10 protein-coding genes are annotated in these 14186 nt (G+C 44.1%); all 10 read left to right on the plus strand.

The features are described from left to right. Positions 1 to 21: 21 nt before the first annotated feature. Complete coding sequence (locus D3P08_RS25095) at positions 22 to 2271, plus strand: motility associated factor glycosyltransferase family protein (protein ID WP_162848597.1); 2250 nt, start codon at positions 22 to 24, stop codon at positions 2269 to 2271. A 35-nt stretch (positions 2272 to 2306) separates the two neighbouring features. Then, positions 2307 to 4556, plus strand: a complete 2250-nt coding sequence (locus D3P08_RS25100; RefSeq protein ID WP_162848598.1) for a motility associated factor glycosyltransferase family protein — start codon at positions 2307 to 2309, stop codon at positions 4554 to 4556. A 23-nt stretch (positions 4557 to 4579) separates the two neighbouring features. Then, positions 4580 to 5587 carry an NAD-dependent 4,6-dehydratase LegB gene (locus tag D3P08_RS25105; protein ID WP_119602878.1) on the plus strand — a complete coding sequence of 336 codons (1008 nt, stop codon included), beginning with the start codon at positions 4580 to 4582 and terminating at the stop codon, positions 5585 to 5587. A gap of 12 nt (positions 5588 to 5599) precedes the next feature. Continuing rightward, positions 5600 to 6775: a LegC family aminotransferase gene (locus D3P08_RS25110; protein WP_420819058.1), complete on the plus strand. Its 1176-nt coding sequence runs from the start codon at positions 5600 to 5602 to the stop codon at positions 6773 to 6775. Positions 6776 to 6796: 21 nt separating this feature from the next. Next, entirely contained in the window at positions 6797 to 7975 is a 1179-nt protein-coding gene (neuC, locus tag D3P08_RS25115; RefSeq protein ID WP_119602879.1) for a UDP-N-acetylglucosamine 2-epimerase, read from the plus strand. Further along, entirely contained in the window at positions 7972 to 9042 is a 1071-nt protein-coding gene (gene neuB, locus D3P08_RS25120; RefSeq protein ID WP_119602880.1) for an N-acetylneuraminate synthase, read from the plus strand. The genes neuC and neuB overlap by 4 nt, the downstream gene beginning before the upstream one ends. Positions 9043 to 9175: 133 nt before the next feature. Continuing rightward, positions 9176 to 10225 (plus strand): nucleotidyltransferase family protein, encoded by a 1050-nt coding sequence (locus tag D3P08_RS25125; protein ID WP_119602881.1) that lies wholly within the window; start codon positions 9176 to 9178, stop codon positions 10223 to 10225. A gap of 1 nt (position 10226) precedes the next feature. Then, positions 10227 to 10934, plus strand: coding sequence for an acylneuraminate cytidylyltransferase family protein (locus tag D3P08_RS25130; protein ID WP_119602882.1), 708 nt, complete (start codon positions 10227 to 10229; stop codon positions 10932 to 10934). Between the two features lie 23 nt (positions 10935 to 10957). Next, positions 10958 to 13042 (plus strand): sulfatase-like hydrolase/transferase, encoded by a 2085-nt coding sequence (locus D3P08_RS25135; RefSeq protein ID WP_119602883.1) that lies wholly within the window; start codon positions 10958 to 10960, stop codon positions 13040 to 13042. A gap of 4 nt (positions 13043 to 13046) precedes the next feature. After that, positions 13047 to 14174, plus strand: a complete 1128-nt coding sequence (locus D3P08_RS25140) for a phosphonoacetaldehyde reductase (protein ID WP_162848599.1) — start codon at positions 13047 to 13049, stop codon at positions 14172 to 14174. Positions 14175 to 14186 lie beyond the last annotated feature (12 nt).

A 14186-nucleotide genomic window follows, 5' to 3' on the forward strand; every position in this document is an offset into this window, starting at 1 on the left:
AAGGAACAAGGAGGAATGTGTATGGACCAGCGTGTTATGGAAGTTGAGGACACCCTTGATCAGGTTAGGGAGTTTATGCCAAAGCTTATTCAAGCTTGCGATAGTGTTGAGCAATTGCTATATAAACCAGTCACTGAGTCAACATGGCAGCAATTCGGAGAAATCGTTGAAGGCATGGACGATTTGTATAGAACGTTGAATGCCATTTATTCGGAGACCAATACGATAAAGAGCTATAAAGCTTTAGCAATAAGCATCGAGCAGACAGTATTAGCGTTAAGTGAAAACTTTCAGTTATTAAATAATTGTATGGACGATGATAACTATACTGGAGCTAGTGATATCATTAGGTTTGAGCTTATACCGCTGTTTCAACAATTAACCTGTATTTTGGGCGATGAAAGAACGGTAGTCGAACAAAGATTTTATAGAAATATGACATTTTTGAAAAGCGCGTTTCCCGACGTTTACAAGGTGTTGGAAAATGAAAAACAGGATAACTCAAACTATCAAATAACCTGCAGTCATAACGGGTGTCCCAATATTGGCATGGTTGATGACAACGATCGATTGATTTATTTATACAGTCAATACGATCCCGTATCCGAAGCGGAGCGCTGGTCTATGAAGATAAGCGCCAATGCGGGGGAGAAAACGTATGTTTTAATGTATGGATTAGGACTTGGTTATCATGCGGAAGCTTATTCCAAAGCTTTCCCGGAGCATCGATTGACCATTTATGAGCCAGACAAGCATTTGCTGCTTACCGCAATGCAAAGAATCGATCTAAGGAAGTTGTTTGATCGGTTGAATATTGATCATTTTGTGGTTGGCAATGAAGCGGTGCAGAGAAAACGGCTATTTTACCGGTTTCTTCGCTATATGAAGGGCACACCGGATATTGTGGCTGTTCCGTTGTACTATCGTATTAACAAGAGCGACATGGAGCAGTTTTCGTCGGATGCTCAAACGACTATTTTACATTACCAAGGCGAAGTGCAGATCTATGACAAATTCGGTTGGGAGTGGATGACGAATAGTGTCTATAACATGGGCGCTACATTAGTCTCCCCCTCCATTCTAGGACTTAAAAATAAGTTCGAGGGGCTGCCGGCTGTTATTGTAGGAGCAGGGCCGTCTTTAGCTGAGGATATAGAGGTTCTAAGGAAGCTGAAGGATCATGCGTTGATTATAGCCGCAGGCACCACCATTCAGTCTATGCTGCATTTTGGCATCGAGCCTCATTTGATCGTTTCAATGGATGGAAGCGAGGCGAACTACAGAGCATTTAAAAACTTAAATATTAACCATATTCCGCTGCTCTATACACCAATGGTTAAATATAAAATTATTGACGATCATCCTGATCTTCTGTTAAACGTGCATTTCACAAATGATTTCGTTACGAAATATTTAATGGATCTTGACGGCACCGATCCGGTTTTTCCGCCGAATAACTCCGTATCCGGAACTGCTATACAAGCGGCTATTTATATGGGCTGTAAGGAGATTATTTTTACGGGACAGGACTTCTCCTATCCCGGCGGCGACTTGTATGCGCCTGGAGCGCGGCATTTCTCAAAAGAAGAATCGAATTCCATCGTAAGTCGGAGCGAATTATATATTGAGAACGTGCAAGGGGAACAAAATCGGACAACTTATAGTATGAAATCGACTTTAGCGGATATTGAAAATTTGTTGTCGCATTACACCCCGGATATTCGCTTTGTGAACACATCTAAGCAAGGTGCCAAAATCAAGCATACGGAATGGGAGAGCTTGCAGCATGTCTGGGAACGGTACAATGAAAAGCATGTTAACCCGGATTTCTTTGTCCGTGAGATGGAAAAGATAGAGAAGCATCCAGGCGAGAGGGTGGCAGAAATACGAGCACGGTTTAAGAAACTGCCCAATGAAATAAAGGAATGCCGGGATCTTCTTAAGGATATTGAGAAGCTTATTGAGACAACAGTCGTTACAAGCCGTCAAAATCAAGAAAAGTGCAGGAAAGCTTTTGTCGCCATCGATACCAAATGGAAACAAGTCGTCGCGAGTGTTCCGTTCAAGGCTCTGTTTTTTACATTGTTTAAAAATCTTCTTCATCAGTTTGAGCGAGACTTGCCGGAGCTCTTTGAGGAAACGAATTGGATCCGAAAATCAGAACTTGCACAGGAGATTATGAAGCCTCTTATTCAGGAAATGCTGAGCCGTATGCCTGAACTGTTAAGTATTGTCGAGGAAGGCTTGCGTAGAGTGGAAGCCAGGGTCTGACGGGGGAATTAGGAGCGGAAATGTGGGGGTGCCAAATGGAGCAGGATAACGCAATAACAAGCACGATGGAGGATATTAAATTATTCCTTCCCAAGTTGGTAGAGGCATGCGAAACAGTTGGGAATTTATTTTATGAACCCGTAACGCAGGAAACATGGCAGCAGTTCGGCGAGATTGTAGAAGGTATCGACGATCTTTATAAAACGCTACGGGCTATTGAGTACGAACAAAATAAACCAAGTAACTATCATTTTTATGAGGATGCAATCGGGCAAGGGATTCATAATATCTCAGATAAATTTAAAACTTTAAATATTCTCGTCGATGAAGAGAATTTCACGGCTGCAGGTGACTTCATTCATTATGAGATGATTGCTGTGTTTCGGCGTCTTTTACAGCAGCTTGGAGAACCCTTGCTAGATCAAAAACAGCGATTTCATCTCAATATGGAGTTTCTTAAGGAAACCTTCCCGAAGGTTTACGATTATTTGAGTACATTCCCCTATGAAGATAACGGAAACTCCGTCATTTTATCTAGAAATGGTTTGCCTATTTTATGCGTGGGGACGTCTGGAAAAACTGTGCATTTGCATAGCTCATATGATCCGATTCATGAGGCGGATCGATGGGTAGCCCAGTTGAGCGATAAGCTGAAAAATAAATCCACAATTCTAATGTATGGGGTAGGCTGCGGTTACTTTGTGTTGCGCTATGCATCCGTTTATCCTCAACACAGTTTGTACCTTTATGAGCCGGATGAACAGGTGATGTTAGCTGCCCTACGCGCCATTGATTTCAGGGAGCTGTGCAAGTCGCTGAATATTGCCGGCTTTACCGTCGGAGAAGCAGCTCAACAGAAGAGCGAAATGTTGGAATATGTCAGCTTTCAGAGGGAACCCGAGATTGTCGTATTTCCTGTATATCGAAGGCTGAAAGCGGAAGAGATGCATGCCTTCTTTCAAGAGCTTAAGTCGATTGTAACGAAAAACGCGAATGTTGTTCATAATTATAATAAGTTTGGCTTGAACTGGACGCGTAACAGCATGTACAATTTGTCCAAATTGCTTATGACCCCCTCGATTGCAGGACTTCAGGGAGCGTTTAAGGGCGTAACGGCGGTCATTGTAGGTGCGGGCCCTTCTTTGGAACATGACATTGAAATCTTGCGTCAATTAAAGAAGCACGCGTTAATATTCGCCGCGGGTTCTACAATTCAGTCCTTGCTGCATTATGGGATTAAGCCTCATTTGATATTCTCTATAGACGGATCGGAAGCGAATGTCAGTGTGTTTGATCATCTGGACATTAAAGAGATCCCCTTAATGTTCGCACCCATGCTGCATTACAAGATCATTGAAGATAGAGACGACCATTTGCTTCATGCTTATATAAAAGATGATACGACGACGACATACTTTATGAGTTTAACAGATGAGGCCCCTGTTTTTTTGCCAACCCACTCAGTCACTGGAACTGCTATTCAGGCGGCCGTATTCATGGGCTGCGAGGAAATCGTGCTGGCAGGTCAAGACCTATCTTATCCGAACGAAAAAGTATATGCCGAAGGATCGAAACACTTTTCGGATGACATCTTAGGGTATATTATTGGGCAATCGGTTCTTCAGGTTGAGAATGTTAGTGGAACCATGAATCGGACAAGCCAGTCGATGCTGGATACACTAAAGGATATTGAGGGCATTCTGGCACGATTTCCAGGGGTTCGATTTGTGAATACGAGCCGTTTGGGCGCGAACATTAAACATACTGTATTCCGCTATATGGAAGAGGTTCTTCAAAGTGTGAACGCTAAGACGATAGATGACCATATTTTCATTCAGGCAATTGCCGATCTGCCGTTATACAAGGACGAAAAGCTAAAGCAAGTATATAGTCAGCTCGAGCGATTGCCCTCGGAGATGCAGGAATGCACAAAACATCTGAAAAATATTGTCCGCCAGATCGGGCTATTAGAAGAGGCGTCTCGTACGAAACCGAATAAATGCTTATCTCTTATCGCGTCAATCGACTCCAGTTGGAGCGAAATAACAAGCAACATTTGTTTTAAAGGTTTATTTTTGCGGGCTTGCGCAGGTGAACTAAAGCGATTTGAAGTGGAACTGCCTAAGCTGATTGCGGCCAAAACGATATTGGAGCAGACGGCGTTTTATGTCAAATTCATGCTGCCTCTGGCTCAGAGCATGTTCGAGCTTTGTCCAGATTTGCAAGAGATTATATCGGAGTCTAAGTCCAGGGTAGAAGGAATCGACCGATTCTCTCGGTCATGAGTCGGAATCTGGAGGAGAGTATTATGAACAACTACCGTAAAATACTGGTTACCGGAGCGGATGGATTTATCGGTTCTCATTTAACTGAAGAGCTTGTTCGGCGCGGGTACGATGTTCGCGCATTCACATTGTATAATTCGTTTAATACTTGGGGCTGGCTGGATGAATGCTCGGAGGAGGTCAAAGGGAAATTTGAGGTTTTTACCGGGGATATCCGTGATCCTTATGGTGTGAAGGAAGCGATGAAAGGTTGCGATGCGGTGCTTCATCTTGCGGCGTTAATTGCTATTCCTTATTCCTACCATTCTCCGGAAACATATGTGGATACGAATATTAAAGGAACGTTAAATGTGCTTCAAGCCGCTCGAGAGCTTGGAGTGGCCAAAGTTATTCATACATCGACCAGTGAGGTGTATGGGACAGCTAAATTCGTTCCGATAACGGAAGAACATCCATTACAGGGCCAATCTCCTTATTCGGCGACGAAAATTGCTGCAGACCAACTGGCGCTTTCTTTCTACCGCTCGTTTCAGCTTCCAGTCAGCATCATTCGCCCGTTTAATACCTACGGACCCCGTCAATCAGCAAGAGCGGTTATTCCGACAATAATAACTCAGCTGGTTTCGGGCACTAAGCAAATTAAGTTGGGCACGATACATCCGACGCGGGATTTTAATTATGTTGCAGACACAGTACGAGGGTTTATTGCGATGCTTGAATCTGAGAATGGCATTGGGGAAGAAATCAACATCGGAAGCAACTTTGAGATTTCGATCGGAGATACCGTTAAGCTTATAAGCGAGATCATGAATATCAACGTTGAGATTATTACCGAGGATACGCGAGTGCGCCCGGAGAAAAGTGAAGTTGAACGGCTTTGGGCAGATAACTCGAAGGCGAATCGGCTGCTTGGGTGGAAACCGGAGTTTGCGGGACGGGAGGGGTTCAGGCTAGGATTGGAAAGGACAATCGAGTGGTTTTCGGAACCGGCGAACGTATCGAAATATAAGGCGAGCAGATATAACATTTAAGGAGGTTCGGTTTTGAAAGAAGAATGTAGACCGGCCTCTTTTGTTGAGGCGCTGCGAAGAGTCATAGATGCAACAAATGAATTTACAGCATTGCATGAACCGATGTTCCAAGGCCGGGAATGGGAGTACGTAAAAGAATGTTTGGATACGGGTTGGGTTTCTTCCGTAGGACAGTACGTAGATCGTTTTGAGCGCGATCTTGCGGCATTTACGGATTCTCCTTATGCAATTGCTGTTATGAATGGCACTTCAGCCTTATATATAAGTTTATTGCTCGCGGGGGTTAGGGCTAATGACGAAGTATTGATACCGTCTTTAACCTTCGTGGCAACGGCCAACGCTGTGAGCTATTGTGGAGCGGTTCCTCATTTCATTGATGTGGAGCGCTCCACTATGGGCGTCGATCCTGTAAAGTTGGATTTGTATCTGAAAGATATAGCTCATAGGAATTCGGACGGATTTGTCTATAATCGAATAACAGGCCGTAGATTAATTGCCGTTGTCCCTATGCATACCTTCGGTCATCCTGTTGAAATGGACACGCTTATGGAGGTGTGTGAGAAATACAATCTGGCGCTGGTAGAGGATGCGGCGGAATCATTGGGCTCTTATTACAAAGGCAGGCATACGGGAACGTTTGGAAAAACGGCGGCGCTTAGCTTTAATGGAAATAAAATTATTACTACCGGCGGTGGCGGAGCCATTCTTACTTCCGATGAAGAGATTGCGAAAAGAGCAAAGCATATTACAACAACCGCGAAGCTGCCTCATCGCTGGGCCTTCCAGCATGATGAGATGGCCTATAATTTCCGCATGCCAAATATTAACGCTGCTCTTGGTTGCGCTCAACTGGAACAGCTGCCAGAATATTTATCTCGGAAAAGAAAGCTTGCGCAGCGGTATAAGGAAGTATTCTCAACCGTTGACGGAATGGAATGGTTTGAAGAAAAAAAATATGTGTCAAGCAATTATTGGCTGAATGCGATCCTGCTGGATAAGCCGGATGCTAGCTTAAGAGACCTGCTGCTTGCTCAGTCCAATGATGAGGGTCTTATGACTCGCCCGATTTGGACCCCTATGCATCGTTTGCCTATGTATAAACATTGCCCTCAAATGGATATGACGGTCACGGAAGAATTGGAGTTCCGAGTAATTAACGTGCCGAGCGGACCGAAACTCATATCGTAATTAAGAAAGGCTGGGACTTTAGTGAGGACCATATGCGTAGTTACAGGTTCGCGAGCGGAATATGGTTTATTATTCCCGTTACTTCGTGAAATAAAGTCGGATTCCGAGATGAGGCTGCAGTTAGTCGTAACGGGTATGCATCTATCGCCTGAATTCGGTTATACATACAGGCAAATACTGGAAGATGGCTTTATCATCGACGATAAGGTCGAAATGCTGCTGTCAAGCGATACGCCAATAGGTATAACGAAATCAATGGGAGTGGCATTGCTGGGGTTTGCGGATGTGTTTAATCGCTTAAAGCCTGACATTATTGTTTTGCTTGGCGACCGGTATGAGATTATGGCAGCAGCGCAGGCTGCTATGATAGCGAAAATCCCTATTGCTCATTTGCACGGCGGGGAGAGCACGGAAGGAGCCCTAGATGAAGCCATTCGGCATTCGATTACCAAAATGTCACAGCTTCATTATGTCTCCACTGAAACTTACCGGAAGCGGGTTATTCAGCTAGGTGAACAGCCTGATCGAGTATTTAATGTCGGTGCAATTGGATTGGACAATATAAGAAGTTTGCAGCTGCTTTCCAAATCGGAATTTGAACAAGCCATTGATTTTAGGCTGGGTGAACGCAACTTCCTAGTGACTTATCACCCCGTTACGCTTCATGAGCGTGATTCAGAACAGCTTGTTAGAGAGTTGCTTTTGGCACTCGATCATTTCGACGACGCAAAAATTATTTTTACGAAACCAAACTCCGATACTGACGGGCGAATTATAGGTCAGTTGATCGATCATTACGTACAATCACATCCTGGCCGTGCAGCGGCATACTATTCGCTTGGAACTCTTCGTTATCTAAGTGCATTGCAACATGTGGATGTGGTCATCGGTAATTCCTCGAGCGGAATCATTGAAGCTCCAGCCTTCCGTAAGCCTACAGTTAATATCGGGAACAGGCAGAAGGGAAGAATAAAGGGCAGGAGTATCATAGAGGCGGAAGAGCATCATGATGCGATAAAACAAGCGATATCGACAGCGTTAGATCCGCATTTTATTGAAGCAAACGTTAAGTGCGGGAATCACGTATATGGTGACGGAATGACTGCGCCGCGGATTAAACAAAGCTTAAAAACCGTGAATTTGGAAGGCATCCTTCAAAAAGCGTTTTACGATGTTGGATGGCAGGAGGACAAGATATGAAGACCTTCATCATTGCAGAAGCCGGAGTAAATCATAATGGTTCATTGGACCTGGCCAAGAAGCTTGTCCGTGCAGCGGTCGAGGCAGGTGCTGACGCTATAAAATTTCAAACCTTTCAAGCAGGACAATTGGTCAGCAGGCACGCTGCCAAGGCGGACTATCAGAAGGAGACAACGGAAGCTGCGGAATCGCAGCTTGAGATGCTGAAAGGATTGGAACTATCACACCATGACCATGTCGCTCTGATTGAAGAATGCCGTTCTGCCGGGATAACATTCCTCTCGACGCCGTTTGATATGCCTAGTCTCCGATTGTTAGCAGAAACGTTTAATCTAAAAACGTTGAAGATTTCATCCGGAGATCTTACAAATCTTCCTTTGCTTTATTATGCGGGAAGAAGCGGGGCTAATATTATTTTATCAACGGGTATGTCTACGCTTGGGGAAATTGAGGATGCGCTAGGTGCGCTCGCTTTTTCCTATTTGGATTCCGGGGAGGCTCCATCCTTAACGGCGTTCAGACAAGCTTATTGCTTACCCGCCGGCCAAGCGGTTTTACAGGAAAAAGTGACGCTGTTGCATTGTACAACCGAGTATCCGGCTCCTTACGAGGAAGTCCATCTGAACAAAATGCTGACCCTTCGGCAAGCCTTTGGGCTGAAGACGGGCTATTCCGATCATACGGTAGGAACGGAGATTCCGATAGCGGCCGTAACGCTTGGAGCGCAGCTGATTGAGAAACATTTTACGCTGGATAAAACGATGATTGGACCTGACCATAAAGCTTCGATGGAGCCGGGAGAATTATCGGCGATGATTCAACAAATCCGCAATGTAGAGCGAGCGATGGGGAACTCTGTTAAGATACCGACAGCTTCGGAATTCCGTAATGTATCACCTGCACGTAAAAGTATCGTTGCCGCTAAACCTATTGCCAAAGGGGAAACATTTAGTGAGGAGAATCTTACGGTAAAGCGCCCGGGGCACGGTTTGTCGCCGGGGGTCTATTGGGACCTCCTAGGCAAGAAGGCTGAACGCGATTACGATAGCGATGACTTAATCATCTAATGCAATAAATGTGAATATGCCTGTATTTTCTAATACCGCACAGAGCTCTTTTCTGGCGGTATTTTCTTATATAAAAACAGGTTTCATCCGATATAAAATGTAAGAGACTTGGAGATGAGAAGGAGGATCTAACATGAAATCCATTAACCGGCTATTGATTTCGCCGCATTCCTCCATAATGGAAGCTCTATTCATAATTGATAAAGGATCTGTTCAAATTGCCCTTGTGGTCGATGAGGAGCAACGACTTATCGGGACAATTACAGACGGTGATATAAGAAGAGGGATCTTGCGCGGAATAGAACTTAACAGTGAAGTTCGCCTAATTATGCAGTCGAGCCCTATCGTGTCAACTGAGGACGACAGTCCCGAGATTGTGTTCGCAAAAATGAAAAACTATCATTTGAAGCAAATTCCAATTGTCGATAAGCTTGGCAAGGTCGTCCGGCTTGAATTACTTGATGAAATGATTAAGTTTAAACGAAACGATAACTGGGTTGTGTTAATGGCTGGCGGGTTAGGTTCCAGATTGGGCGAACTTACTAAACATTGCCCGAAGCCTTTGTTGAAAATTGGTACCAAGCCGATTTTGGAAGTTATTCTGGAGAACTTTATCGCAAATGGATTTTACCGTTTTATTATTTCCGTTAATTATAAAGCCGAAATGATTATGAGTTATTTTGGCGACGGCTCGAGGTGGGGAGTCGAAATTCTATATGTGCAAGAGAATAAACGTTTAGGTACAGCTGGGGCGCTTAGTTTGCTGCCTTTTTTGCCGGACGAGCCCATCATTGTTATGAATGGAGACTTATTAACAAAAGTGAACTTTAAACAGCTTCTAGACTTTCATATCGAAACAAAAAGTAAAGCCACAATGTGTGTAAGGGAATATGAATATCAAGTGCCTTACGGTGTCGTGCGAGTAAATAACGACCGTCTCGAAGGAATCGAGGAAAAGCCGGTTCAACGTTTCTTTATTAGTGGAGGCATTTATGTGCTCTCACCGGACGCATTGCAATATATACCGCAGGATACCTTCTATGATATGCCGTCTTTATTTGATAAGCTTCTTCAACTGGAGGCTGCTACATCTGCTTTTCCGATCCGAGAGTACTGGATGGATATCGGGCGGTTAGACGATTTTGAACGAGCGAATTCAGAATATTTACAGGGAATTGTGTAAGATGATTAAGGATATAAGAATTTTAGGAATTATACCGGCAAGAGGTGGCTCGAAGGGGGTGCCCGGCAAAAACATTCGTCAGTTAGCCGGGAAGCCCTTGATCGCCTGGACGATTGAAGCGGCTTTGAAGTCAAAGTATTTGGATAAGGTTATCGTCACATCCGATGACGATGACATTATCCGCATCTCGTTGGCGCATGGAGCGGAAGTTCCTTTTAAACGTCCAGAAACTTTGGCACAAGACGATACGCCGGGTATTACACCTGTCTTGCATGCGATCGACCAAATGCCTGGTTTCGATGCTGTAGTCCTTCTACAGCCTACATCGCCATTGCGTAATCATGCGGATATAGACGGTTCGATTGAACGATTTGCTGAATTGTCGGCCCCAGTTGTATCGGTATCCCTGCAAGAGAAGAGCCCGTATTGGATGTTCCGATTGGGGGACGAGGACAGGCTTGAACCGATTATGGGGCGCACCAGCACGCTTCCTAGACAAGAATTACCGACATTATATACGCTTAACGGCGCCGTGTATGTCTCTGCAATTGAAGAATTGAGAAAGACGGAATCATTTGTAACAGACAAAACGGCTGCCTATATTATGCCGAAAGAAAGATCGCTAGATATTGATACAATTCTAGATTTTCAACTATGCGAATTATTACTCGGATACCAAACCGTGCAAGGAAAGGGTAATAGACCGTAATAAGCCTCAAGGAGTTTTCATACATGCAGAATCCAGAAGTTATGCAAAGCATTGAAATGCTGCGACAATTAAACCAAGCGATTCAGGATGATCTGAATCGTGGCGACCTAGAGAGCGCCTCTGCAAAAATTAATGAGTATGCCGGTTATATTGAGGACCCAAACTTATATTCATTAAAAGCCAACTATTTATTTATGGCTGGCCGTCTGGAAGAGGCTAAGGACGTTTTGACTAAAGGGTTGAATAAGTTTCCGTTCCATTTCGATTTGAATTTAAATTACGGGGTTGTTTGTTCGGCGCTCGGTGATTACTGGGATTGCTTACGTTACTGTGTTTACGCCATTAAATATGCGGATCGTGCAGAGCAAACGCAAGAGGCTCAAAACGTTTTTGATCAATATAGTTTGCAGCTCCTGCAAGAAGCCGGAGAAAACTTCGAAGCAGTCAAACAAGAGATTGAGGCGTGCGCGCTGCTCCTGGCAGAAGGTGACGACCGTTGGTTTCCTCTGGACCGGTTTAATCAAAGCAGGGTTCGTCATGTAATTGCGGAAGGGACAAGCGAAGAAGCATTAATCAACTTAAATGGCTCTTTATTAATAAATAACCTGGACAAAAATAACTACTTCAATTTCAAAACGGAGATGTTTAAGGGGCGACGCGCGGCAGAGCGGATTATTGAATTGCAAGAAGATTCTATAGTCCCGTTTTCGCTTATCGAGGAGGGAACCGGCGTCAGCTTCCAATTAAACGGACAATCCTTTCCTTTCCGTGCAGGCGAGTTAAGGATTAATCAATATCATTACTTGCGATTTAGTGAAGCTGGCAGCTTGAAAGTAACTGCCGATCGCCCTGTATTTATTGGCAATCCGATCCCTTTAAAGGATGAACCGAAACGAGAGCGTCTGGTTGTTCATATATTCATAGACGGTCTATCTTATGATTTTCTAGAGCAGCAGGGATTAGAGCGAGTGATGCCCAATACGCATCGGTTTTTTCAGAAAGGTTTGATCGCAACGAATTGTCATGCTACTAGTGAATGGACGCTGCCTAGCATCGCCAGCATTACGACAGGCAAGTACACGACAAACCACCGTTTATATCACCCAACTTACAACTATAGTTTTGAAAATCACAATCGTCTATTGCAAGAATGTTATAAGGATGGGGGATATTTCACTGCTTATATAGGGAATAACTGGAGAATTACCCCTACTTATGGATATTATAAAGGTTATGATCGGATTTTATATAAAAACTTTCTCGGCGGGATGGATTGTAGAGAAGTTGTCATGGACACGATTGAGCATCTGGAAACATTCAAGGATAAAAACAATTATGTATGGATGTGCATTGAGGATCTTCATCATGTCCCGGACCAAATCGAATGCAATTTATCCACGCAAGCCAAAACAGATATTTCATTAAGAATGAACAGTCACAAAAAAGGGACGACTACGGTATTAACAAAATTCGACGAAAGCAAAATTCAAAAATATGAGCTCGAAATTACAAGGATCGATACCTATCTTGGGATGCTTTATGATTACTTGACCCAAAAGTATGAAGAGGATGAACTGGTGCTCGTTCTCCATTCCGACCATGGCCAATCTTTTTTGGCGGAAGAGGATTATGTACTTCATCCAAGCCGGAGCAGAATTCCTCTTATGATGAAGGGGAGAGGAATTCCATCCGGAAAGACAACGGAATGGCTAGAGGCAATTGATATTTTCCCAGCAATGCTTCAATTAAGCGGTCTCGAGCAAGTTTCAGGGATAGACGGCAAACTGCCCGCCGTATTAGGAGGCCGAGCCGAGCGCAATTATGTATTCTCAGAGTCCCTGCACCCTGGACAATCGTACAAGGCCTCTATCACGGATAACACGCATTCTTTCCGGTTCGAGACAAAAAATAGCGTGAGGAAAGACGGTCTGGTTCGCTTGGATTCATATTCCGTATCATTATTAAATCGAGAAACAGGTGAAGATGAAGCATACAAGAATGTAGAGAAAGCTTCATATTATGAGAAGCTTGTTTATGACCATATTCGTCATTTCATGATTACGGATCCAATTTGCGAGGCTGATGGAACCTCCCAGAAACGGAGTTAAGGCTATGGATGTTTATTATAACCCTGTAAGAGCGATTTGGGGACCGGGCTCTTTTGCGAAGTTGGAAGAAGTTCTTGAAAGTTTATCAAGCAAGCGTATAGCCTTATTTTGCGGATCGAGGAGTTTTAAAGAATCAGGGTGCGAGGAGAAGCTGCTTCCCTTAATAAGCCGGTATAAGATTGTCCGATTTGACCGGATTCCTAGCCACCCCGATATATCGGATGTGCTGGAGATTCATCGACAAGCGAAAAATTACCGTTTTGATACGTTTATAGCTATAGGCGGAGGAAGCGTTCTTGATATGGCTAAGGCAATCAAGGCAGCTTCTTCGCTTGATCTGAATTCGGAGGAGGATTTACGAAAAATAATCGGGACTTCCGATTTTCAGCCAGGTCATGAGGCAATCGTAGCCATCCCAACGACTTCCGGTTCCGGATCTGAACTTACAAAGTGGGCGACGGTTTGGGATAAGGATAATCAAAAGAAATATTCGATTGACCATCCAGCACTCTATCCCGACTTTGCTTTGGTAGACCCGTCGCTTACGTATAGCCTTACTCTTCGTACATCCGTCACTAGCGGATTAGATGCTTTATGTCACGCTGTAGAGGCCTATTGGGCGAAAGAAAGCAATGAATGCTCTCGTGCGTTTTCATTAACAGGGGCGTCAAGGATATTAGTGGGTCTTGAACAGCTTTTTCATCAGGAATTGAAGGAAGAAGCCCGAAACAACCTGTCCTTAGGCAGCTTAAATGCAGGGTACGCATTTTCTCATACTAGAACAACGGCCTGTCATGCGATGGCGTATCCTTTAACTCTCCGTTATGGGATCGAGCATGGTATTGCGGTAACGATGACTTTAGCTTCTATACTTCTCTACAATTTGCCTTATTTAAACGACCAGAAGGCATTATTTGCGGCATTGAAGATTGATTCGCCTAACGATCTGCAGGAACGAGTAAACTCGATATGCAGTCGGGCGGGAATTAAGACCAAGCTTAGAGACTATGGGGTCAACAAGGAAGAACTAGCCGCGATTGCAGCGGAATGTTTTACGAAAGGCCGAATGGATAATAACCCCTATTTATTAACGGTTGAAGAAGTAAACCATATCCTACATCATATTTACTAGAATGGAGCAAGT

Source organism: Paenibacillus nanensis (assembly GCF_003583765.1).
Taxonomy (GTDB): Bacteria; Bacillota; Bacilli; order Paenibacillales; family Paenibacillaceae; genus Pristimantibacillus; species Pristimantibacillus nanensis.

What these genes read in the sequence shown, in the direction of transcription:
- D3P08_RS25130 (WP_119602882.1), top strand. Translation starts at nt 10,227, where the DNA reads ATGATTAAGGATATAAGAATTTTAGGAATTATACCGGCAAGAGGTGGC.
- D3P08_RS25135 (WP_119602883.1), top strand. Translation starts at nt 10,958, where the DNA reads ATGCAGAATCCAGAAGTTATGCAAAGCATTGAAATGCTGCGACAATTA.
- neuB (WP_119602880.1), top strand. Translation starts at nt 7,972, where the DNA reads ATGAAGACCTTCATCATTGCAGAAGCCGGAGTAAATCATAATGGTTCA.
- D3P08_RS25095 (WP_162848597.1), top strand. Translation starts at nt 22, where the DNA reads ATGGACCAGCGTGTTATGGAAGTTGAGGACACCCTTGATCAGGTTAGG.
- D3P08_RS25140 (WP_162848599.1), top strand. Translation starts at nt 13,047, where the DNA reads ATGGATGTTTATTATAACCCTGTAAGAGCGATTTGGGGACCGGGCTCT.
- D3P08_RS25105 (WP_119602878.1), top strand. Translation starts at nt 4,580, where the DNA reads ATGAACAACTACCGTAAAATACTGGTTACCGGAGCGGATGGATTTATC.
- D3P08_RS25125 (WP_119602881.1), top strand. Translation starts at nt 9,176, where the DNA reads ATGAAATCCATTAACCGGCTATTGATTTCGCCGCATTCCTCCATAATG.
- D3P08_RS25100 (WP_162848598.1), top strand. Translation starts at nt 2,307, where the DNA reads ATGGAGCAGGATAACGCAATAACAAGCACGATGGAGGATATTAAATTA.